This window comes from Clostridium collagenovorans DSM 3089 (genome assembly GCF_900130005.1).
GTDB classification, from domain to species: Bacteria; Bacillota; Clostridia; order Clostridiales; family Clostridiaceae; genus Clostridium_D; species Clostridium_D collagenovorans.
Genome location: NZ_FQXP01000003.1, coordinates 108,863 through 132,157, shown reverse-complemented (window position 1 = coordinate 132,157; position 23,295 = coordinate 108,863). Strand labels below are relative to the sequence as shown.

Here is a 23,295-nt window from a genome sequence, read left to right as displayed (position 1 = left end):
ATTCAATTTCAAACCATTAACTGCCATAAAAATTGTAGATTAAGATTTATAAATTTGTAATTAAAATCTCAATTAATAAAACTTATTTCCTCTCTCTATACCCATGGTATAAACTTATTACAATTACATATATTTCTATATAATTAATTATTATGCTATAATTGGCAATATAAATCGATATTTGTAGAGAATGAACTCAGTTTCTTCTCTTTAACTAATTAATATGGGGGATTTTTAATGACTTGTTATAATATCACTTTCAGTCCTACAGGAGGAACTCAAAAAGTAGCTGATTCCTTTACAAAAGCATTTTGCCAGAATAGCACTTCTATAGATTTAACAGATACTAATCTGGATTTTAATTCTTTTAACTTTAACCATGATGATATTTGTATTATTTCCGTACCGTCATTTGGTGGACGAGTACCTCAAGTTGCAGTTTCAAGACTTAAAGAAATGAAGGCTGAAAATTCAAAGGCAATTTTAATTTGTGTATATGGCAATCGTGCCTATGAAGACACTCTTTTAGAATTAAAAAGTACATTGGAGAGCTGTGGTTTTTGTTGTGTAGCTGCTATAGCAGCAGTAGCTGAACATTCCATTATGCATCAATTTGCAACGGGAAGACCTAATGATAATGATTATAAAGAATTAATTTCCTTTGCAGAAAAAATTAAAACTAAACTTACAGCAGGAAACAACTTTAACTCTCTAGTTGTTCCTGGTAATTATCCTTACAGAGAATATAAGGGTGTTCCTATGAAACCTACAGTAAATAAAGACTGTATAAAATGTGGAATTTGCGTAAATAAATGTCCTGTAAATGCAATTGCAGTGGATACACCATCAAAAACAAATAAATCAGAATGCATCTCTTGTATGCGTTGTGTTGCTATTTGTCCTTCTAAAGCTCGTAGTGTTAGTAAAGTAATGTTAACAATAGCTTCAGAAAAGATGAAAAAAATCTGTTCTGTATATCATGAAAATGAACTTTTTTTGTAAAAATGCTCTTATAAATTAAAGACTTGATTTTTATTAGAACTCCTGAGCTTTAATCAGGAGTTCTAATTTTTATATAAGCTTAATGAATAGTTATCTAATGTTACCTAATATTTATTTCTATTATCTAAAATCTTAGTTTTCTTCATAACTTGATTTTTTGCTTTTACCTCTACTCATGTTATTTATCATTTTAACAACTTCATACCACCCAACTGATGTTGCTGATATAAGAATAACTAACCCTATTTGCTCTATAGATAAGGAAGTAAGCTTTAAAAACTTACTTATTGGCGTATATAATAGTACTCCTAATCCAAGTACAGTGCCTAAATTAACTATCCACATTACTTTATCTTTTATAAGCTTTTTAAAAGATTGAATAGCATACTCTGAATCTGAACTATTAACTTGAACCAAGAATAAGTTAGCTAATAATATGATGCTAAGACCCATTGTTCTTGCAAGTGCTGCATTATCTGGATAATACCCCAAGAATGTAAAATACGTTCCAAATGAAACTGCAAAAATAGTAAACCCTTGAAGGATACTTTTAATAAGTGTTTTTGAAGTTAATAACTTTTCATTTGGATCACGAGGCTTTCTATCCATAATGTCATGCTCAGCTGGTTGACGTTCTAATACAATGGAGCAAGTTGGATCAATTACTAACTCTAGCAAAACAACATGTAATGGTAATAATAAAAGACTTGCTGGATTCACTCCTAATAAAGGTGCAAATAATGAGGCAAATGCAATAGGAATGTGAATACTAAACACATATCCAACTGCTTTTCTAATATTATCATATATTCTTCTACCATCTTTTATAGTATCAATTATAGTTGAAAAATTATCATCAAGTAAAATTAAATCCGCCGCTTCTCTTGAAACCTCTGAACCACGTTTACCCATTGCTATACCTATATCAGCATATTTAAGTGCAGCTGCATCATTGACACCATCACCAGTCATAGCAACTATTTCACCATTTTCTTTGAATGCCTTTACAATTCTCATTTTATGCTCAGGTATAACCCTAGAAAATATACTAACATCCTTCACTCTTTCACGAAGTTCATCATCAGTCATTGCATTAAGCTCATCACCAGTTATAATCTTATCACTATTTGGCATGTTAATTTGCTTTGCAATTGAGCTAGCTGTAATTCCATTATCACCAGTTATCATTACTACTCTGACTCCTGCTTTAGTACAAATCTTGATATCTTCCTTTACAGATTCTCTTGGCGGGTCAGCAAGTCCAATCATTCCACATAATTGTAATCTACAATCCTTAATATCTTCTTCTATATCATAAACACTATTTAAAATCACCTGTCCTACTGCAATAACACGCAGGCCTTCTTTAGACATTTCTAGTATTTTATCTTCAGCTATTTTTCTTTCATGATCTGTTAAGTTGCATATTTTTAAAATATGCTCCGGTGAACCCTTAGCTGCAACTGTAATGATCTCATAATTTTTCCAAACATTACCCATAATTTTATTTTCATCAGTAAAAGCATATTCTTTTATAAGTTCTCCACCAAATAAAATATCTTTTGCAATTCCTTCTTTCTCACAGAATGAAATCATAGCCTTTTCCATTGGATCATAAGCATCTTGTTTACAAGCCATTCCCATTATATGAATCAGATTTTTTGTATCATCTAATATACTCCAAGTCTCTTTAACATTCATTTGATTCATAGTTATTGTACCTGTTTTATCAACACAAAGAACAGAAACAGCACCTAAGGTTTCTACTGAAGGTAATCTTCTTACAAGAGAATGTTTTTTAGCAAGTCTCCAAGCACCCATAGATAAAAAAACCGTTAATATAACTGGGAATTCCTCTGGTATCATTGCCATTGCAAGGGTAACACCTGATAAAATACTTTCTATAATCCTATCACTAAATCCATGATCTGGTATATTGAAATAAGTTATAATTCCCACAAATATAAATAAAGCAACTGCAATTCCTGCACATAACTTCACTAACTTTCCAGTTTGTTTTTGAAGTGGTGTTGAGGCCTCTGGTGCTGATATAACATTTTGCCCTATTTTACCATACTCAGTTTGCGAACCAATCTTATCTACTAATATAACTCCAGTACCTTGTATAACTAATGTTCCAGCATAACAATAATCTTTACGCCAATAGTCGGTATTTTTCTCAGTTATATCCTCGGTTATACTTTTCCATACTCCTTCCACTTCCCCAGTAAGAGAAGATTCATCAACACAAAGTGTGCTCGACTTTAACACTATACCATCTGCAGGTATTTTAACACCTTCATTAATATACATGATATCCCCTGGTACTAAATCAGCACTATTTATTACTTTTTTAGCTCCATCTCTAAGTACCGTAACATGAGGGGCAGATAGATCCTTTAGTGCTTTTAGTGTTTTATCAGTTTTCCATTCTTGAATTGCTTCTATACTTATAATTCCAATAACAAAAATGAGCATTATAGCTCCATCTCTAGGCTCTCCTAAAATAAAATAAATCCCTGCTGCAACAATTAGTAATAAAAACATTGGTTCCGTAATGACATGAAAAATTTTGTGAAATACACTTTCCTTCTTTTCAGATATAAGTTCATTTTTACCATACTTTTCTTGAAGCTTTTTTGCTTCTTGGGACGTGATCCCCTGAATTTCTTTGATCTGTTGTTCAACCATAACAATTACCTCCATGTGCTATTTCTAGCATAATATTAAAGACAGTTCTATGGCATTGCAATCTTCAGAAATGTTCTAAGGTTAAATATAAAAAACCTGTGGAACATTTCACTGTCCCACAGGCGTAATAATCATCCTGTTGCCAATTAAGGCCCGGCTTCACAAACTTAATAAGTTTATTGCCTGATCAGTTTGTACTGTAGATTTATATGCAGCGCAAATAGATACTATTATTTTAGCAATTGACTATTAATTTGTATACAATAATTTATAGGTTTAACATAGATTTAACAAATATAGTAAATAATTAAATATAATGTTTATATTCTTATATTTTCTATAATCCATATCTTCATACCTTTATTTTTTATTATTGATCATTTAATTTATAAACTCTTTCTGGACGTCCCTTTGTTGTTATCCTTCTCTCATCTATAATTTTTACCATGTTTCCCTTTTCCATGGAACTTAAAAATCTATTCGCACTTCTTTGAGTTATAGATAACTTTAATGCTAATTCTTTAGCTGTTAATTGTTCATTACTCATAGACTTAAATGCAGAAACAACTTTTCTTATAGTTATAGGAGAAAGAGAGATATTTTTAGTAAGGCTCTTTATTTTTTCTGATATATTATCTTGAATTATAAAATTACTAGGTAAGCCTAATGGACCAATAAGCTCATTAAGATTATTAATCAAAAAACTTCCTTCTACTTGATTAATTACAGCCTCTCTATTAGCATCTATTGCATTCATTCTAGCTTGATACATATCATTTCCTATTCCATATCCTATATATACTTTAAAATCTAATCTATCTTTTAAAAAGTTTCTAAGTGTACATGATGTATAGTTTAGTGTTTTTTCTTCAATCTTTTTTCTATGTGTAAGTATTTCAAATCCTAAAGCATTTCTTTGAATCACATATTCCATAAGAGAACTTCCACTAAAATCTAAAAGAGCCTCATGAAGATTAATATACTTTCTTTCCAAGTTTGCATCTAATACACCAGAATTCTCTATAGTTATATTGATAGCAGCAGGTTGATTTTCCTTCATTTTTATCAAATCAATTTTTTGACAAAGTTGCATACACGAATCCTTCAAATACTCATGACTTGGAAATGGAAAATATACTTTTAACCCTAATTTTTTCAATGGCTCTACTAAACTGCTAAATCGTGTAACGGATATATCTATATGGCCATTTCTCCATAATGTCACATGCTTTTTAAGTTGTTCCTTTTCAATATCTTTTAATTCCTCTAAGCTCATATTTTTTACCATAGGCTCTATCATTTCAGAGTAATCAAGCTTATGATTACTTTGAAGATACTTATTTAAGTCAATATCGAACGCTCCAAGAGGATCTGCATAAACTCTATTTATATCAAGATTTCTATTTTTATATAAAATCAAGAAAAATAGTCTATATATATCAGCGTCATCGATATTAAAATATGAAATAGGGATCGTATTTTCTTGGAAACTCTTTTTTATAACTTGTGCTGGGAAAACACCACTTGTTAGAATTCCCTCTGTATCTAAGGGTATATTTAAATATATATTTTTAATATCTTCAAAAGTTTCATATATGTATATTTGAAAGTCACAATCTATATTCATTTCATTAAAAGAATTATTTAGAAATTCTTCTAAAAATTTTGTTGTTATAACAGCAACCTTTTTTTTCAATTAAAGCACTCCCTTATTTAAATTCTATTGTTATTTTATCATATTTATCTTATTCAGAAATATTTTTCTGTAAATTTTATCATATTTGAATTTTTTATATTTTCAAAAAATATATTGATTTTTTCAAAATATTAATATAATATAAAGACTATATAAAGACGTTTGTCTTTATATAGTCTTTATATTATATAGGAGGAACTGTAAATGAATAATTTTTTTAAAAGAGCAACTGAATTAATGCCTAACATGCTTAAAGACAGACACTACCTGCATGAAAATGCTGAATGTGGTTCTCATTTACCTAATACTACTGCGTACATTATAAAAAGACTTAAACAAATTGGTCTTGATCCTGAAGAAATCTGCGATTCTGGTGTTACAGCTACCATATATGGAGAAAAACCAGGTAAAACCATTTTATTAAGATGTGATACTGATGCTTTGCCTATGTCTGAAACTAATGATTTATTATTTAAATCCAAAACAAATGCTGCTCATAATTGTGGTCATGATATCCATACCTCAATGCTTCTTTCAGCAGCACAACTTCTAAAAGAATCTTCAAAAGAACTTGTAGGTAATGTAAAGTTAATGTTTCAACCTGCTGAAGAAATTTTTCAAGGTTCTCAAAATATGATTAAATCAGGTGTCCTTAAAAATCCTTCTGTAGATGCAGCTATTGGTATTCATACTATGCTTGATTATGATGCCCCTTCTGTTGCCTTCTGTGAAGGAAATATGACATCTTCTTGTGATGGATTCAAAATTACAATCACAGGTAAGGGTTGTCATGGTGCCCTTCCTCACAGTGGTATTGATCCTATAAATGCTGGTGTTCATATATATTTGAGTTTTCAAGAACTAATTGCACGTGAAACTCCCTCAATGGAAACGGCTAGCTTAACCTTAGGACAGTTTTCCTCTGGAAATTCACCTAATATAATTCCAAATATAGCTACACTTCAAGGTACATTAAGAACTTATAATACAGAAGTAAGAAATAAACTTTTTTCTAGAATTCAAGATATTATAAAGTCTACTGAACTAATGTGTAATGTTAAAATTCAATATGAAGTTCTCTCTTCTGTTCCTTCAACTTATACAGATCCTACTCTTTTGAAAGAGCTAGTTTCATATGTTGAAGATATAGATGAGAATATGAAATACATACCTAATTATCGTGTTACACCTTCTGATGATCTTGCTTTTATATCAAAAGAGGTTCCCACTGTGTATTTCATGTTAGGCTGTCATGTACCTGGAAATGATTATCCTCATCATAATCCTAATGTACTATTTGATGAGAATGCTATGGCATATGGCGCTTCTATTTACTCAACCTGTGCATTTAACTGGTTAAATAATAACAATTAAGGAGGGCAATTATGAAAAAATCAAAGATTTTCTATGGCTGGTGGATTATTTTAGGATGTATAATTATTACAAGTACCATAGTTCCTTTAGTTATGTCACTTTCAAATAAATTTCTTATTCAAGTAACTAAAGAAATGAATATAAGTAGAAGTTCATTTACTCTTGCAAATACAATACTTCAAGGATTAGGAATATTTTTATCTCCTATAGTTGCTAAAAAACTTGCTAATGGTAATATGAAAAAAATTCAAAGTGTGAGCATACTTGGATTCGCTATTTCTTATGCTTCTTATTCCTTTGCTCAAAATATCTTTCATATTTATATTTCAGCTTTCTTTGTAGGGGTATTTTATCTTAATGCAACTTTAATTCCTGTAAGTATGATGATTACAAACTGGTTTATAAAAAAGCGTGGACTTGCTATGAGTTTAGCTATGGCTGGAATCGGTATAGGAGGGTTTATATTTAGTCCTATAACAACTATCCTTTTATCAAATTACGGATGGAGAATTACTTATAGAGTTATGGCTCTTATAGTTTTATTATTAGCTCTTCCTGCAGCTTTATTTATTCTTAGAAAAAAACCAGAAGACATGGGATTAACAGCTTATGGTGCTGATGAGGTTTCTTCTTCAAATAATAATTCCTCTAAAACTTCTTCTAGTGTAATTTTAAGTGTTACGAACTCTAAAAGAAAACTTTTCTTTTGGATATTGCTTTTGGGAATGTTTACAAATTCTATTATAAACTCAGGAGCTTTAGGTCATTTTCCACCTGCTATTGAAGAATTACAAGGAGCAAAAGTACAAGCTGCTATTATATCTCTATATTCTCTAATAGGAATCTTTGGTAAGTTATTAATAGGATGGATTAATGATAAATTCGGGATCGTTGCTAGTACTACCTTTGGTTGTATAACTTTTGGTCTTGCTTTTGTATTCATGTTATTTGGTAACAGTGTTACTACTTTATATATAATGGCAATTTCTTTTGGACTTGGTACTGCTATTGGTACAGTTATTCCCCCACTTATCACCTCTGAGATTTTTGGTTCAGAAAAGTATGGAGAAGCTTATGGTATTGTTAATAGTGCAAGTCAAGTAGGTCTTGCTTTAGGCTCATTATTCATAGCTTCGCTATATGATATATTTGGATCTTATTCTCCAGCATGGATTATCTTATTAATTTTAACAGCAATAACTTATTTGGGTTGGATTGGCTCTTACCTTCTATCCAGAAAATATTGCTCTACAAATCCTTCAAAATAAATAAACTTAATATTATAAAAGAAAGGATAGAAAAGCAAAATTCATCTTTACTTTTCTATCCTTTCTTACACTATATCAATTTACAATTTATAAAGCATAAATACAAAAATATTTAAATATAAACACAATAAAAGCACCTTGTATGTTAAATATTAGATGCAATCTATTAAATTATATATAATAAACTCTTTTTTTTATTTCTATATAAATCTTACTATTTATTTGTAATAATAACTATAGCTTATATATTATTTTAAAAGTAATACTGTAATTTCTTTCATATAAGAATTGTTTTAAAATACCACCTTTTAAAGTAGCACTTAAAAGATACAAGTTAACCCTTATAACTTACATATAAATTTTAATGACACTATTATTTAATAAATTATTTTATTTACAAGATGTTTGCTCTATTTTGTGCTTTATTAAGAATTCTTCTTTAGTAGTAATTCCATGATCTAATACTGCTGTATAAACGTCTATACTTTTATATTTTTCAAATGAATACAATCCTCTACTAATAGCAAATTAAAGTACTTTGGAGTTTATGAAGAATTTTTTGTGTAACTCCTGTAAAATATTTGTAATCCCATGCTCATGTAATGTATAATACCATGAAAAGGGGGAATTTTTATGAAAGGTATAAAAGACTTCTATAACAAAACAGCACCATAGTGGGCTAATAAATGGTATGATGATGAAACATTATTGCCATACCTAAAGGAATTTATTAATTATCTACCTCAAAATCCTCATGTTTTAGATTTATGCTGTGGTTCAGGATATGAAAGTATGAGGATAAAAAAACTTGGTGCTACTGTAATTGGTCTTGATTTTAGTGAAGAAAGTATAAGAATTGTAAAAGAACGAAATTCAGATGTTGAATTTGTTATTGAAGATATGCTTAAGGACTATTCATATCTAGGTAAATTTGATGTTTGTGCAGTTATCGCAGAATTAGTACATCTTCCTAATGAGAAACTTTCAACAGCTTTTGATCAACTTTATAAAGTCTTAAATGATGATGGATTTCTTTTTATTGCTGTGAGAGACGGACTAGGTAAAAGTGAAAAGTCCAGTTATACAACAATTGAAGGTGAAAACTATGATAGAGAGTTTTATTTGCATACACTTGAAGAATGACAAATATATTCCTTTTGGAAATTTAACTTTGTTAAAGAACTTTCAATTGATGAAGAATCCTCATGGATATATTATATCTTCCAAAAGAATCTAATCGCAAATTAATATTTTCAATTTAAATTAGGGAACTTTTTAAGTAGTTCCCTTAAACAATTGCATATTATCAACACTATTCTTTAAGAAAAGCCTTTTTAGGAAAAGTATAGATAGCTGTGTCATATTCATTTCTCTACCTTTATAAATGTAAAAACACAGTACATTGATTTAACTATTTCCATAGTGTTTAATTGATACCAATTTCTTTTGTTTCCATAGCAAACCCATGACCATTCTTAAATATGTTCTGCCAACCTTCTTCATAATAATTAGACAATATTATTATAGAAACTTTTTCTTCAGGTACTTTTAATATTACATTAGTGAATCCATTATACTGCCCTGCATGAAAAGTAACCTTCACATTGTCTTTGTCTAAAATAAACCAGCCAAATCCATACTTTCCTATGGATCCATCATTTAACTTGTTTGAAGTAAAGATTTTATCAATAATATCTTTATTAAAAATACTTTCATTTTCAAAAGCCGCCACCCATAGCTTTAAGTCATTAATGGTTGAATATATACCTCCATCTCCTGTAGTCAGTCCACAATAATCAAAGTCGTAAAATTCATCCCCTTCTTTTTTATATCCATAAGCCCTATTAGGAATAGTTTGCGTTTTTTCTGTAACTACAAAAGTATCTTTCATTCCTAAAGGCTTAAAGAAGTTATGCTCTAGAAAGTCTGAAAAAGATTGTCCTGATAATTTTTCTATTAATAATGCCAATAATACATAAGCAGTATTAGAGTAACCATACCTGCTATTACATGGATATTCCAGTTCTTTTTCTCTAAGCATAAAATCATAAACATCATCATTAGTCATATTATCCGTGCTTTTATTATTATCTTCGTAAACAGTAAAGTAATCTTTTATGCCTGAAGTATGATTAACCATATTAATAATTTTCACATTATCATAATAATGTGGCAAGTCCTTAAAATATTTATTAATATTATCCTTTAAATCTAGTTTAGATTGTTTGTATAATAACATTATTGCTGCAGCTGTAAAGCTCTTTGCAAGTGATGCAATATAAAAACATGTATCCTCCGTTATTTCAGCTTTATCTTCCATGCTACTGAATCCATATGACTTGTTATATATACTTTTTCCATCCTTCATTACCGCCAATGAAAATCCCGGAGACACACTTTTATTTTTTGTATAATTAGCTATAAATTCATCCATCATTTTCATACCATCTATAATCCCCTTTTTGTTATTTACAAGTAACTATTCAGTTACTTGTATATATTATAAAATATATACACAAAAACACAACATATTTTGGAAAACCTGCCGTTTCTAAAATATATCTAGCACCTAATTTATATTTTTATTCTTCTTTGCATTTATCAAAGATGCTCAAATCTTTGAGACTATTTATAATAACTTCAAAAATCTCATCAACGCTTGCATTAGCATTAATTCTTATTACATTACTCTGTTCATTAAGTAATTCCTCATAATAATACTTAACATCATTTAGATGTTCTGGAAGTTCATCAGCTCTTAATGGCTTTTCCTTACGACACATAATACGTTCTTTCGATGTATTGGGGTCAGAGTCAAAATAAAATATCATATCTGGTTCATCTACAATAGATAAAATTTTATCTATCCATTCCATGTCTGAAACACCATATGCCTTACCGTATGCCTTAAAGCATATTTTATGGCGATCACATAACAAAAAATCTATTCCCTCAAGTTCTTCTTTTAATTTAAGATAATGATATGCTACATCATAAGCTATTCCTAAACGTACAACTAGTGGAGGCATATTACCATAAAGGTATGGATTCCCATAAAGTCTATCTGATAATTCGTATATTACCTCTAAAGCTGAAAACTTAACCTTTGTTGATTTAGTTTTGTATCCATTATCTTCTAACCATCCATTCAATTTATTCAATTGTGTAGTTTTTCCTGCCCCATCTATACCACAAAATCCTATTGTATATGGTTTCTTCATTGTATTACTCCTCTCTTGATAATTTTATTTTATTGCAAATTGCAATAACAAATTAAACTACTTTAAGTGTATGACTTAGATGCTTGAATTTACTTAGCTTTTATATATTTTATAAATTTTTACAATATTATATTATTCTACAAAAAATATTATACTCCTTTATAAAAACAGTCATATTATTTAAAAAAAGACTATAAAATTGATTATTTAAATCAAATTCATAGTCTTTCTTTATTACTACAAATGAGTGTTTTTATATCCACTCAGCTTTCTTTACCTTTTATGGATCATCTTACTCCATTTCATTCTGTAAGATGGGCTTTCACACTAAGCTCAGCTATTGCTCCGCTAAGTGTTCAATGCCTCTTGGCAATCCTTGCATGGGTGGTAGTAAAAAGCTTACTTCATCGCTTCTCTCTTCGTAAAGATTAAGGAAGTTCTGTTCTCATTTCATTCGCTTAAGTACTACCTCAAGCAGTAGATTGCTTCCACTCAGCTTTCGTTTCACTCTGCTTTGTGGGCAATCCTTGCATGGGTAGTTGTAGAAAACCTACTTCGTCGCTCCACTCTTCGTAAAGATTAAGGAAGTTCTGTTCTCATTTCATTCGCCAGAACAACTGTGCCTCTAAGTTCAATCTACGCTTCACTTGATTTCACTAATAGGGCACATGTTTCAACATGCGGTGTGTTTGGGAACATGTCTTTTGCTCTTACTTTTTCTATTTTGTATCCATTTTCTATTAGTACTTGTAGGTCTGTTACTAATGTTTTTGGATTACATGATACGTAAACTATTTCCTGGGCATTAAATTCTATTACATATTTCATTGCTACTGGATGTATTCCTGCTCTTGGTGGATCTAGGATTATAACGTCTGGTTTATCTTTTACTTGTGTTATTACCTTGGCTACGTCTCCTGCTATGAACTTACAGTTGTTTAGATTGTTTAGTTTAGCATTTTCTTTTGCTGCTTCTACTGCTTCTTCTATAAGTTCTATTCCTACTACTTTTTCTGCTTTTGGTGCTACTATTTGCCCTATTGTTCCTGTTCCACAGTATAGGTCGAATACTACTTTGTTGTCTGTATTTCCTATGTATTCTCTTACTATGCTGTATAGTTTTTCTGCACCTTTTGTGTTTGTTTGGAAGAATGCAAAAGGATTTATTTTGAATTTTAATCCTAATAGTTCTTCGTATATGTATTCTCTTCCTTCTAATATGTCTAATCTATCGCATTGTACTACATCTGAGAAGCTGTCGTTTATAGTGTTTACTACTCCTACTATTTGTCCTTTTAATTCTAGGGATAGTACTAGTTCTTTCCACTCTGTTAAATCGAAGTTTTCTTGTGATGTTGTTACTAGGTTTACTAGGATTTCTCCTGTGTTTATTCCTTTTCTAACTACTAGGTTTCTTAAATATCCTTCTCTAGACATTATTCTATAGTATTTTAGTCCTTTATTTTTGAAGTAATCTAATGTTACTCTTAATATTGTTGTAAAGTCTTCGTCTACTATTTTACATTTGTCTACTGTTACAACTGAGAAGCTTTGTCTTTTTACGTGCATTCCTAGTGTTAGTTCTCCACCTTTTTCCATGTCTCCGAAGGTAAATTCCATTTTGTTTCTGTATTCAAATACTTCTGGACTTTCTTCTATTCCTTCATATTCAAAGCCTTCTATTTTAGCTGCTTTAAATAATTTTTCTATTTGTTCTTTTTTGAACTCTAATTGTTTTTCATATGGTATTTGTTGTGATGAACATCCTCCACATAAATGAGTTACTGGACAAGGTGTTTCTATTGCGTATGGTGCTTCTTCTAGTACCTTTAGTAATCTTCCTTCTATTTTATCTCTTCTTTTTTTGCTTATTTTTGCTGTTATTTTTTGTCCTGGGTAGCATCCCTTAACTAGGACTCTTTCTCCCTCGTGATATGCTACTCCTACTGCTGGAAATTCTGTTTCTACTATATTTAATTCGTAATCTTTTCCTTTTCTCATGTATGCTCTTCTCCTTTTCATAGGACTATAATGTTTCCTCAAATAATCAATACTTCTAGCTTAATAAAAACCTTAAATAAAATCAAGTATTATTATGTATATACTCTTCTAATTATGGCGAAGTTTTAATATAATTAACTTAGCTTATTATTATATATTCTAATAAATAATCTTCTTTCTATTTAGATGTAAGGTTTATTATAGAATAAATACACGGATTACTACAAATATAAACTATTAATTAAAACTTATATTCTTATCAGTATTGAAGTTATTTTATTAAATATATATCCAAAGTAACTATATACAGTAATTTAGGGTTATATCTATTTAATAATTAATTCTAAATGCCCTGAGCTTCATTATTGAAATAGCTATATTTTAAATGTAGGTATTTTTATTGAAAGCTTTCATTACTAAAATATATAAGTTTTATTTTAAAAGTTTTTATTTGATAAATTTTGAATTTTTACAAAAGAGGTGAGGTTTTATGTTAACTGTGGTTTTGCTTTGTGTTATGGGTTTTATTGCTGCTTTAGTTGATTCTATAGCTGGTGGTGGTGGACTTATTAGTGTACCTGCTTTGATGATGACTAATCTGCCTACTCATATGGTTTTAGGTACTAATAAGTTTGCTTCTACAACGGCTTCTTTTACTAGTTCTCTTAAGTTTGCTAAAAGTGGTAAGGTTAATTTTAAGCTTTTAAAGTTTCTTATTCCATTTACTTTTATTGGCTCAGCTACTGGTGTTTATGTACTTAAATTTATACCTGCTGACTTCTTAAAGAGTATAGTTTTAGTGTTGGTTTTACTTATAGGAGTTTATTCTCTTAAATCAAAAACCCTTGGTATGGAGGATAATTCTTGTGATGTTATAGAGAAAAAAACTTTAATTATTGGTATGATTTTTGCCTTTTGTTTAGGTTTTTATGACGGTTTTTTCGGTCCTGGGACAGGCTCCTTTTTAATATTTGGATTTATTAAGATTTTCAAGTTTGATTTTACCAAGGCTAGTGGTAATGCTAAGATGCTTAATTTCACAAGTAATGTTTCTGCCTTAATTTTGTTTGCAATTCAAGGAAATATTAATTACTTGTTTGGAATTCCTGTTGCAATTTTCATGATTTTAGGTGCAAGGGTTGGTACTAAACTCGCTATAGATAAGGGCCCTAAATTTATTAAACCGATTTTTGCTGTTATGTCTATTGCTGTTTTTATTAAACTTATATTTCCTTTGATTTCTTCATTATTTTAGCAGTTGGTTGTATAATTTAATTATAAATATAACTAAATTTATTCTTATGTCTAAGCCTTATAAAATTACTAGCTTTTTAGCTATTAATACCAAGTATTACAAGGAATATTGTATTGTTTCCTTATGATACTACTAGATTTTTTAGCTATGAAGTACCAAGGTTTAGAGAACTAAATACTATGTTATAGTATTTTAATAAATTCTAGGATCTACTTAAGACTTAGAATTTATTTTATCCCATAGCATGTTAAATATAACCAAGCTTTGTATGTTTTGTAATTGTAAAATACTTTGAGACTTTAATATTTCTAAAAGAAGGTGTTACATTGAAAAATAAGCCTAAATTTATCCTAGGTATTACATTGTCTCTACTCTCCTTAATTTTTTTAATCATTGGTATAGTGTATAATCTTATATTTTTTTTAATTTCCTTGGTTATGTTGTTTTTAGGTATTTATATCTTAATGTCTTGGAGTACTAAGAATTATAAATGGATATGTGAAGTTTGTGGTGAGAGCTTTGAGATAAGCTTAAAGGAAAATGTTTTTGGAATTAACTCTGGTATATATTATAAAACTTTATATTGTCCTAAGTGTCATAAAAAAACCTTATGTAAAGGAGTTGCAAAGTAACATTATGAAAGTTTCTATTTTGACAAGTGGTTTTTCTGGTGAGTTCCCTCAAAGTTTTATTAAATGCATAAAAGACTATTATTACAATGATGGTTCCTTTGTATTTGTTGCTTCTGATTTTGAAAATACTTATAAATCTGATAAGTATTCTAATGCTATCATAAGCAATTTTAATAATAAGAATATTTTCTTTAATGATGTATATGTGATTGATTCTAGAACTTCAAAGGAAGAAGCTCTTAATCTAATAAAAAATTCAGCTATTGTATTTCTTTCTGGTGGAAATACTCTTAAGCAAATTAATTCTATAAAGGATTACGAACTAATTCCTGCTTTACAAGAAAGAGAGGGAATTACCATTGGTATGAGTGCTGGTTCTATTAATATGGCTAAAAATGTTGTGCTTGCAAAGGATTTAGAGGATAATATTCCCGAATTAAGTGTTTATGAAGGAATTGGTCTTGTAGATATTAACATCGAACCTCATTTAGATTTATCCAATGAAAATCATCTTAAGGAAATTCATGAGGCATCTCAACATTCTACTATTTATGGACTTTTTGATGAGTCCTTTATAGCAGTAATTGATGCGGATATACGCATATATGGCGACCATCATATATTTAAATCATAGCATAGCTTTTAAATCATATTTCATAATAGAATATAAAGTTTTGAACAATGGTTTTCATAGTAATAATTTCTAAATGAGATTATGAGAAAAAACTTTAAAGTATTGCAATTTAAAAGGGGACTGTCGCATTAAAGAATTTACATACAGTATATTGTTTTTCATATTTAAAATTAAAACAATATATTGTAGGGTTTATTCTTAGGGCGACATCCCCATACTGTCTATTATAGATACTGTTTTAAAACAGATTCTTATATTTTAATCATTTATTTTTATTAGAAGAGTTTTATCTTCTTTGTAAGGCACCTTCATTATATATCTTTGCTAAATGATAAAATCTAGCTTTAGTAAGTTCTACAATTATAGTTTCATATATTTCTTCTGAAGTTATTTCTGGTACATTTAAGTTCTTAATTCTTCTTAATATAGCTCTTATTAAAACTTCTAAATCTGAAGCATTTAGAGGTTCATTACAATCCTCTGCTGCATTCTGTATAGCGCTAACTAACTTATCTGGATTAAATTCTTGTTTCATACCACTTCTTTTAACTACTAACATTCAAAACACCTATCCTTTCTTCTTTTAAAATTACATTAATATCTAAATTTCAATTAAGAATCTATACTTTAATTGAAATTTAACTTTACTAAAAAGATTAGCTTTACTTAATAATAATCACTTCTAAATATTCTTAAGATTTATTCTTAATCTATATATTAAAAATAATTTTTCTTACAAATACTCTTGAATTTCCTTTTTCTTTGCTATTGAAGCTTTGTTATTTATAGAAATATTTTTATAGTTTATTGTAGAAACTTTGCTAAATATTTTATACTTAGTATTCTCTATAATATCTTAATTCATTCTAAAATAACTTATTTTTTCCCTAAAGCTCTTGAGTTTCCTTAATAATCTACTTTATTTTAGTATAGTGACAATTAATTTTATAAATACAAAAGTTTTTTAATATTATTAGGTCTATCATAGTCTTTATGTCAAAGATACTCCCCCTTAAATCAAAAAAACCTTCAACTATATTGTATTTAACAAAGTAATATTCCATAGCTTTATTTTCATCACGACTATTAAATAAAGCTATTAAGAATCTATAAATATTATGTTTTCAAAAAAACTCTCTATATTTACATAATTTTCTGTGTTTATAGGTTCTATTTTTCTGTATTTATTACATTATACTATTTTTATCCTAAATTTTCATTTATTTTAAAAAATTTTTATTATAATTAATTTTTATGTAGAATAGCGTTTTGTTTTTTATAATAATCTTCCCTCAATAACTCTACTATTTCTACAGAGGTTCTTTTAAATCCTACTTTTTCAAATATTTTCTCTGCGGAAGTTCTTTCTTGTGGAAAATTATCAAATACTTTCTCTGCCTTTAGTTCATTAAATGCAACTTCTAATAATAGATTTAATGCTTCTTCACTATATCCTTTACCCCTATATTTATGCTCAACTATAATGCTAACACAATACCCCTTTTGCATTTCATCATAACGAAGAGCTACTTCTCCAACTGGTATATTCTCAGGGCATTTAATTATATATGCGTAATATCTTTCTTTATCCTGTGTAATCCATTTTAAAAACCAATCACTCCACTTGCTTTCATTAAAGTCAATGCATCCCGTATATGGATTATATCCTTGAAATTCTTCACATCCCATGTTATAGCTCACTGTGTCTTCATCACTTAAAATTTTTTTGCGATAATCTAACTCTTCTATTGTTGGAATTTTTAAAATAAGTGTATTTTGATTCTCCATATTTTACTTCCTTTTATTCCTTGATTTTTATTTATATTATGTTTTTACATATTCTAAATTTATTTTCCTTGTTTTTCACTTATATTATGTTTTTTTACATATTCCAAATTTATTTCTCTCGATTTATCTTAAAATTATGATTTTTCTTAAAATATACTATGAAGTTCTTAATTTTTATGGTAATATATTGATGTTAAATATATAAATATTCTTATATAGTATATATGTTCTAATAAACAGTCTTAATTCTATTTAGAGGTCCTCTCATTATAGAATTAAGATAAAGATTAACAGAACTTATATATATAATTATTATATATTTTGGAGGAACATTAATGAAAACTAAAAATCATAACAAAAAAACTTTCGGAAGATTCGGAATACTTTCCTTCATATTATCCCTGCTATCCATGTCTTTATATTTCACCTGTATTGGTGGTAAAAATTTAGGAGAAATTTTATTTTCATATCTTGATATTCACTTTCCTATATACATTTTATCAGTTTTATTATCATACTTATCTTTATACCTTAGTATAAAATATAAGAATCAACATGGTGCAACTCAAGGGAAAGTAATATCTTCAATAACCTTAGTATTAATCCTTATATTAATATTACTACAATTATTTGCATAAAGAAATCATAGATTTCATTAAATAAGCTTAACTTATATTACTAACATTATAGTGTACTACTGAAATTCAGTTAATCTATTATAATGAAGTCTAATATCGTAGTAAAAAATATAAGTATTAAACTCAAAATAAGGCTGTAGCCTTAATAAATTCATGTACAACATAGAGTATTTGTATTTATTAATTCATTATAAATACAAATACTCTATGCTATAAAGTTTATTATTAGTGCTACAGCCTTTAAAATTTCTTATATTCAAGATTTAAATTATACATCTATTTATATTAATTATATTTTCTCTAAAGCACTTATTTCTTATTATTAAGAAATTAAATTCTTGAGTGGAATAGAAGTGCTCGAACTTATTATTTTATTTCTCCAATATCTTTTCTATAGTAAATTCCTTCGAAGTCTATTGATTCAATATTTTTATACGCACAATTTCTAGCCTCTTCTAAGCTTTCTCCTATGGAAGTTACACCTAATACTCTTCCACCCTTAGTTAGAAGTTTGCCTTCTTTAAGCTCTGTTCCTGCTGAAAATACCTTTCCTGTAGCTGTTTCTGTACCTGTTATTTCAAAACCTACTTCATAGCTACCTGGATATCCCTTTGAAGCTGCAATTATACAACATGCACTAGCATTTTTGAACTTAACTTCTTTGCTGCTTAGATTTTCTTCTATAGCTGCTTCTATTAATTCTAAGAAATCACTTTCCATTAAAGGAAGTACAACCTCTGTTTCAGGATCTCCCATTCTTACATTGTATTCTAGTAGATATACGCCTTTTTTACAAATCATTAATCCAAAGAAAATTATTCCCTTAAAATCCATGTCTTCTTCTTGGATTCCCTTTAATGTTGGCTTCATTATATCTGCTTCGAAGGCTTTTAATACTTCTTCAGTACAATATGGGTTTGGTGCTATTGTTCCCATACCACCTGTATTTGCACCTTTATTGCCATCAAATATTTGCTTATGATCCTTAGAAGATACAAAGGGAAGTACTACCTTTCCATCTGTTATTGATAAAATAGAAGCCTCAACACCCTCTAAGAATTCTTCTATTACAACTCTTTGACCAGCACCCTTAAATATGTCTTTACTCATAAAGTCTTCTAAAGTGCTTATAGCTTCTTCCTTGCTTTCACATATTACAACGCCTTTTCCTGCTGCAAGTCCATCTGCTTTTATTACAACTGGTATTTCACAGTTTTCTACATATTTAATAGCTTCCTCTTTATTAGAGAACACTCCATATTCTGCTGTTTTTACGCCGTATTTCTTCATGAAATCCTTAGAGAAGGATTTACTTCCTTCAAGCATTGCTGCCTTCTTATCTGGTCCAAAAATCTTTAAGTTAGATTCTTTAAATAAATCTACTATTCCTTCACATAATGGATTTTCTGGCCCTACTACAGTTAAATCTATGTTGTTTTCCTTAGCAAATTGAAGTAAATTTTCATTGCCTGATATCTTTACATTTTCACATTTATCTTCTAAAGCCGTTCCACCATTTCCTGGTGCACAGTATATTTTCTCCACCTTACTGTTTTGTGCTAATTTCCACGCTATAGCATGCTCTCTTCCGCCTGAACCTACTAATAATATTTTCATAGTCCTATTTCCCCCGTTAAACATAATCTAGTATTAGATTTTATCTTCTTTTTATATAAACTTATGCCATATTATATCCTTAATTTATTATAATATTTTATTTCTATTAACTCTTTTACCCATGTGTTTTAAATTAACTAAGATTATTTTTCATTCCCTTTTATTTTAAATTAACTAAGATTATTTTTATTTCATAATCCTAAGCTTTCAATACCGTTTATAATTACTTTTTCTCGAATCTTATCTTATAATAGTTTAGTCCCTACCCCCGTAGGAATAAGGACTAAACACACACTTGGTTTTGAGTAAGGTTTTTTTAATTGTGTAAAGAAATTATAAATATTTATATAAAACATTCAAATTAGTGTTTGAAGTGTCTTATCCCTGTAAGTACCATAGACATTCCATGTTCGTTACATGCATCTATAGATTCTTGGTCTCTTAAAGATCCACCTGGTTGAATTATTGCTTTTATATTGTATTTGTGTGCTTCATCAACACAATCTCTAAATGGGAAGAATGCATCTGATGCAAGTACTACACCATCTCCAGCTCTATCTAAAGCATGAGCTGTTGCCCAAATTCTATTAACTTGGCCACCACCAATTCCCTTAGCCATACCGTCTTTAACAACTACTATAGCATTAGATTTAACATATTTAACAACCTTCATACCGAAGATTAAATCTTTCATTTCTTGTTCTGTTGGAGCTTTTTCTGTAACTACCTTAACATCTTCTAAAAGTGTTCTATCGCTGTCTTGAACTAAAATAGAACCATCAACTGTTACCATTTCTTTTTCATCAGAAGCTTTGTAATCACATTCTATAAGTCTTAGATTTTTCTTCTGACAAAGAATTTCTAAAGCTTCCTTTGTGAAGCCTGGAGCTATTATGATTTCTAAGAAAGTCTTGCTTAACTCTTGTGCAGCCTCAGCATCAACTGGTCTGTTGAAAGCAACTATACCACCAAATATTGAAACTGGGTCACATGAGAAGGCTTTAGTATAAACTTCACTAACTGTTTCTCCTATTGCCACTCCACATGGTGTATTGTGTTTTAATCCGCAACAAGCAACTTCTTCAAAGTCACAAACAACTTTCCATGCTATATCCATATCTTTTATGTTATTGTATGATAATTGTTTACCATGAAGTTGTTTTATATTATTCATCATTCCAGTGCCTAGTGTATTAACATATACAGCTGCACTTTGATGTGGGTTCTCACCATATCTTAATGTATCCATTTTCTTATATGATACTGATAAATACTCTGGATATTCTTCTTCTAATAAGAAGTTAGAAATAGCAGCATCATACGCTGAAGTTAAGTTAAATACTTTTCCTGCAAAGCTTCTTCTTGTTGCAAAATCAACTTCGCCATTTTCTTCTAATTGATTTTTTACTACTTCATAATCAGAAGTATTTGTTATAACTAATACATCCTTAAAGTTTTTAGCTGCTGATCTTAACATTGTAGGACCACCGATATCTATAAACTCTACCTTCTCTTCAAAGCTTAAATCTTCTTTAACCTTTTCAAAGAATGGATATAAATTAACTATAACCATATCTATTGTAGTTATATTTCTTTCTTCTAATTGTTTCATGTGGTCTTCGTTGTCTCTTATAGCTAGAATTCCACCGTGAATAATTGGGTGAAGAGTTTTAACTCTTCCATCTAACATTTCATCTGAGTTAGTAACTTCTGAAACTTCTACTACTTCTATTCCATTTTCTTTTAAGTATTTATAAGTTCCACCTGTTGATAATATCTCTACGTCTTTGCTTCTTAAAAATGCTGCAAATTCTAAAATGTTACTCTTATCAAAAACACTTATTAAAGCTCTTTTTATCATAATATCCTCTCCCCAATTATTTTTTTATTTTAATTTGTCTACCTTCAATTGTTATCTTCTCATCAGCAAAATATGATATAGCCTCTGGAAGAGCCTTATGCTCTTGCTCAAGTACTCTTTTTTGAAGTACTTCACTGCTATCATCTTCTTTTACTTCCACTACCTTTTGAATTATTATAGCTCCTGTGTCTGTCCCCTCATCAACTAAGTGAACTGTACATCCTGCTATTTTACATCCATATTCTAAAACTGCCTCATGCACCTTTATTCCGTACATACCCTGTCCACAGAAACTTGGTATAAGGGATGGATGAATATTTATTATTCTATTTTTAAATTCCTTTAAAATGTCACCACTTATTATTGAAAGATAACCAGCTAGTACAATTAAGTCAACCTTACCTTTAACAAGTCCTAAAATGGTATTAGATAAATCTGACTTTAATTCTTTTCTATCTAATTCAATAGTCTTTATACCAGCTTTTTTAGCTCTTTCAATACCGTAAGCACCAATTCTATCGCTTATTACATATTCAATGGTGCAATTTAAAGCTCCTGAGTTTATATCATCTATAATTGATTGAAGATTACTTCCTCCACCAGAAACTAAAACGGCTATTTTAAGCATATGCCCTTTCCTCCATTTTCAACGTGACCTAATTCAAAGGCCTTTTCTCCCATGGAATTTAAGCTTTCTATAACTGCCATCTTATCTTCTTGTTTAACACATAATACGAATCCAACACCCATGTTGTAAGTATTGTACATGTGATCCTCATCAACGCCTTTGTTCATAAGGTATTTGAATATTTCTGGTAACTCATAACTACTTTTATTTATAACAGCTACTTGCTCATGTTTGAACATTCTTGGAATGTTTTCATAGAAACCTCCACCAGTTACGTGAGCCATGCCTCTTATTTCAAATTTATCAAGTAAGTTAAGTATTGGTTTAACATATATCTTAGTTGGTGTTAATAAAGCTTCACCTATTGTAGTATCACCAAATTTCTCATCTAAGTTAGTAACTAGCTTTCTTACTAAAGAATATCCATTACTGTGAACACCAGAAGAAGCTATTCCTATTAAGGCATCTCCTTCTTCTATTTTGCTTCCGTCGATTATAGCTTCTTTATCAACTATACCAACTGCAAAACCTGCTATATCATATTCCCCTTCTTTATAGAAACCTGGCATTTCAGCAGTTTCTCCACCAATTAAAGCTGAGGCTGCTTGAATACATCCTTCAGATACACCTTTAACGATGTCAGCTGCTACATTAGATTCTAATTTTCCACATGCCATATAATCTAAGAAAAATAATGGTTTAGCTCCGTGACATAAAATATCATTTACACACATAGCAACACAATCAATACCAACTGTGTCATATTTATTTAATTTGAAAGCTATTTCAAGTTTTGTTCCTACTCCATCTGTTCCTGATACTAAAACTGGATTTTTGAATCCTGTTCCTATTTCAAACATACCAGCAAAGCTTCCAATGCCATTTAAAACACCCTCTGTGAAAGTTTTAGCTGTATGCTCTTTTATTAAGCTTACTGCTTTGTATCCTTCTTCTATATTAACCCCAGCTTCTTTATATGTTATCATTTC

General features: G+C 29.4%; 18 protein-coding genes and 1 riboswitch. Of the genes, 7 read left to right on the top strand and 11 right to left on the bottom strand.

Features of this window, described 5'->3' with window-relative positions; all coding sequences use genetic code 11:
* Positions 1-237: 237 nt before the first annotated feature.
* Entirely contained in the window at positions 238-1,002 is a 765-nt protein-coding gene (locus BUA48_RS00675; protein WP_072829028.1) for a 4Fe-4S binding protein, read from the top strand.
* A 132-nt stretch (positions 1,003-1,134) separates the two neighbouring features.
* Here the strand turns inward: BUA48_RS00675 and BUA48_RS00670 are convergent, their stop codons facing one another.
* Both BUA48_RS00670 and BUA48_RS00665 read right to left on the bottom strand, forming a co-directional pair.
* Positions 1,135-3,693, bottom strand: coding sequence for a cation-translocating P-type ATPase (locus BUA48_RS00670; RefSeq protein WP_072829026.1), 2,559 nt, complete (start codon positions 3,691-3,693; stop codon positions 1,135-1,137).
* A gap of 109 nt (positions 3,694-3,802) precedes the next feature.
* A riboswitch (NiCo riboswitch) is annotated at positions 3,803-3,894 on the bottom strand.
* A gap of 169 nt (positions 3,895-4,063) precedes the next feature.
* A complete protein-coding gene (locus BUA48_RS00665; RefSeq protein ID WP_072829025.1) occupies positions 4,064-5,389 on the bottom strand; it encodes a helix-turn-helix domain-containing protein in 1,326 nt (441 codons plus the stop codon).
* A 204-nt stretch (positions 5,390-5,593) separates the two neighbouring features.
* Between BUA48_RS00665 and BUA48_RS00660 the strand changes: the two genes are divergently transcribed.
* The 3 genes from BUA48_RS00660 (at position 5,594) to BUA48_RS00650 (ending at position 9,174) form a co-directional block, all read left to right on the top strand.
* Positions 5,594-6,763 (top strand): M20 metallopeptidase family protein, encoded by a 1,170-nt coding sequence (locus BUA48_RS00660; protein WP_072829023.1) that lies wholly within the window; start codon positions 5,594-5,596, stop codon positions 6,761-6,763.
* 11 nt (positions 6,764-6,774) lie between these two features.
* Positions 6,775-8,031, top strand: coding sequence for an MFS transporter (locus BUA48_RS00655; RefSeq protein WP_072829021.1), 1,257 nt, complete (start codon positions 6,775-6,777; stop codon positions 8,029-8,031).
* 708 nt (positions 8,032-8,739) lie between these two features.
* Positions 8,740-9,174, top strand: a complete 435-nt coding sequence (locus tag BUA48_RS00650; protein WP_072829019.1) for a methyltransferase domain-containing protein — start codon at positions 8,740-8,742, stop codon at positions 9,172-9,174.
* Between the two features lie 283 nt (positions 9,175-9,457).
* Here the strand turns inward: BUA48_RS00650 and BUA48_RS00645 are convergent, their stop codons facing one another.
* The 3 genes from BUA48_RS00645 to rlmD form a co-directional block, all read right to left on the bottom strand.
* The gene (locus tag BUA48_RS00645; RefSeq protein ID WP_072829017.1) at positions 9,458-10,474 is read right to left on the bottom strand and encodes a serine hydrolase domain-containing protein; all 1,017 of its coding nucleotides are present in this window, start codon (positions 10,472-10,474) and stop codon (positions 9,458-9,460) included.
* 139 nt (positions 10,475-10,613) lie between these two features.
* Entirely contained in the window at positions 10,614-11,252 is a 639-nt protein-coding gene (locus BUA48_RS00640) for a dTMP kinase (protein ID WP_072829015.1), read from the bottom strand.
* Positions 11,253-11,888: 636 nt separating this feature from the next.
* On the bottom strand, positions 11,889-13,253 hold the full coding sequence (rlmD, locus tag BUA48_RS00635; RefSeq protein ID WP_072829013.1) for a 23S rRNA (uracil(1939)-C(5))-methyltransferase RlmD: 1,365 nt from the start codon (positions 13,251-13,253) through the stop codon (positions 11,889-11,891).
* A 490-nt stretch (positions 13,254-13,743) separates the two neighbouring features.
* Between rlmD and BUA48_RS00630 the strand changes: the two genes are divergently transcribed.
* Both BUA48_RS00630 and BUA48_RS00625 read left to right on the top strand, forming a co-directional pair.
* The gene (locus BUA48_RS00630) at positions 13,744-14,508 is read left to right on the top strand and encodes a TSUP family transporter (protein WP_072829009.1); all 765 of its coding nucleotides are present in this window, start codon (positions 13,744-13,746) and stop codon (positions 14,506-14,508) included.
* Between the two features lie 636 nt (positions 14,509-15,144).
* Positions 15,145-15,774, top strand: a complete 630-nt coding sequence (locus BUA48_RS00625) for a Type 1 glutamine amidotransferase-like domain-containing protein (protein WP_072829006.1) — start codon at positions 15,145-15,147, stop codon at positions 15,772-15,774.
* Between the two features lie 286 nt (positions 15,775-16,060).
* Here BUA48_RS00625 and BUA48_RS00620 read toward each other — a convergent pair whose 3' ends face one another.
* Positions 16,061-16,333, bottom strand: coding sequence for an ATP cone domain-containing protein (locus BUA48_RS00620; RefSeq protein ID WP_072829003.1), 273 nt, complete (start codon positions 16,331-16,333; stop codon positions 16,061-16,063).
* 686 nt (positions 16,334-17,019) lie between these two features.
* Positions 17,020-17,562: a GNAT family N-acetyltransferase gene (locus BUA48_RS00615; RefSeq protein ID WP_072829000.1), complete on the bottom strand. Its 543-nt coding sequence runs from the start codon at positions 17,560-17,562 to the stop codon at positions 17,020-17,022.
* A gap of 335 nt (positions 17,563-17,897) precedes the next feature.
* Here BUA48_RS00615 and BUA48_RS00610 point away from each other — a divergent pair, with 335 nt between their 5' ends.
* Positions 17,898-18,200, top strand: a complete 303-nt coding sequence (locus BUA48_RS00610; protein WP_072828997.1) for a hypothetical protein — start codon at positions 17,898-17,900, stop codon at positions 18,198-18,200.
* A gap of 366 nt (positions 18,201-18,566) precedes the next feature.
* Here BUA48_RS00610 and purD read toward each other — a convergent pair whose 3' ends face one another.
* The 4 genes from purD to purM all read right to left on the bottom strand — a co-directional run bounded on the left by purD (position 18,567) and on the right by purM (position 23,292).
* Complete coding sequence (purD, locus tag BUA48_RS00605; RefSeq protein ID WP_072828994.1) at positions 18,567-19,817, bottom strand: phosphoribosylamine--glycine ligase; 1,251 nt, start codon at positions 19,815-19,817, stop codon at positions 18,567-18,569.
* Positions 19,818-20,178: 361 nt separating this feature from the next.
* Positions 20,179-21,678: a bifunctional phosphoribosylaminoimidazolecarboxamide formyltransferase/IMP cyclohydrolase gene (gene purH / locus BUA48_RS00600; protein ID WP_072828991.1), complete on the bottom strand. Its 1,500-nt coding sequence runs from the start codon at positions 21,676-21,678 to the stop codon at positions 20,179-20,181.
* Between the two features lie 16 nt (positions 21,679-21,694).
* A complete protein-coding gene (gene purN, locus BUA48_RS00595) occupies positions 21,695-22,306 on the bottom strand; it encodes a phosphoribosylglycinamide formyltransferase (RefSeq protein ID WP_072828988.1) in 612 nt (203 codons plus the stop codon).
* Positions 22,294-23,292: a phosphoribosylformylglycinamidine cyclo-ligase gene (gene purM, locus BUA48_RS00590; protein ID WP_072828985.1), complete on the bottom strand. Its 999-nt coding sequence runs from the start codon at positions 23,290-23,292 to the stop codon at positions 22,294-22,296. Before purM ends, purN begins: the two co-directional genes overlap by 13 nt.
* Positions 23,293-23,295 lie beyond the last annotated feature (3 nt).

What these genes read in the sequence shown, in the direction of transcription:
- purD (WP_072828994.1), bottom strand. Translation starts at nt 19,817, where the DNA reads ATGAAAATATTATTAGTAGGTTCAGGCGGAAGAGAGCATGCTATAGCG.
- BUA48_RS00675 (WP_072829028.1), top strand. Translation starts at nt 238, where the DNA reads ATGACTTGTTATAATATCACTTTCAGTCCTACAGGAGGAACTCAAAAA.
- BUA48_RS00610 (WP_072828997.1), top strand. Translation starts at nt 17,898, where the DNA reads ATGAAAACTAAAAATCATAACAAAAAAACTTTCGGAAGATTCGGAATA.
- rlmD (WP_072829013.1), bottom strand. Translation starts at nt 13,253, where the DNA reads ATGAGAAAAGGAAAAGATTACGAATTAAATATAGTAGAAACAGAATTT.
- BUA48_RS00615 (WP_072829000.1), bottom strand. Translation starts at nt 17,562, where the DNA reads ATGGAGAATCAAAATACACTTATTTTAAAAATTCCAACAATAGAAGAG.
- BUA48_RS00655 (WP_072829021.1), top strand. Translation starts at nt 6,775, where the DNA reads ATGAAAAAATCAAAGATTTTCTATGGCTGGTGGATTATTTTAGGATGT.
- BUA48_RS00620 (WP_072829003.1), bottom strand. Translation starts at nt 16,333, where the DNA reads ATGTTAGTAGTTAAAAGAAGTGGTATGAAACAAGAATTTAATCCAGAT.
- purN (WP_072828988.1), bottom strand. Translation starts at nt 22,306, where the DNA reads ATGCTTAAAATAGCCGTTTTAGTTTCTGGTGGAGGAAGTAATCTTCAA.
- BUA48_RS00670 (WP_072829026.1), bottom strand. Translation starts at nt 3,693, where the DNA reads ATGGTTGAACAACAGATCAAAGAAATTCAGGGGATCACGTCCCAAGAA.
- purH (WP_072828991.1), bottom strand. Translation starts at nt 21,678, where the DNA reads ATGATAAAAAGAGCTTTAATAAGTGTTTTTGATAAGAGTAACATTTTA.
- purM (WP_072828985.1), bottom strand. Translation starts at nt 23,292, where the DNA reads ATGATAACATATAAAGAAGCTGGGGTTAATATAGAAGAAGGATACAAA.
- BUA48_RS00625 (WP_072829006.1), top strand. Translation starts at nt 15,145, where the DNA reads ATGAAAGTTTCTATTTTGACAAGTGGTTTTTCTGGTGAGTTCCCTCAA.
- BUA48_RS00645 (WP_072829017.1), bottom strand. Translation starts at nt 10,474, where the DNA reads ATGAAAATGATGGATGAATTTATAGCTAATTATACAAAAAATAAAAGT.
- BUA48_RS00640 (WP_072829015.1), bottom strand. Translation starts at nt 11,252, where the DNA reads ATGAAGAAACCATATACAATAGGATTTTGTGGTATAGATGGGGCAGGA.
- BUA48_RS00630 (WP_072829009.1), top strand. Translation starts at nt 13,744, where the DNA reads ATGTTAACTGTGGTTTTGCTTTGTGTTATGGGTTTTATTGCTGCTTTA.
- BUA48_RS00660 (WP_072829023.1), top strand. Translation starts at nt 5,594, where the DNA reads ATGAATAATTTTTTTAAAAGAGCAACTGAATTAATGCCTAACATGCTT.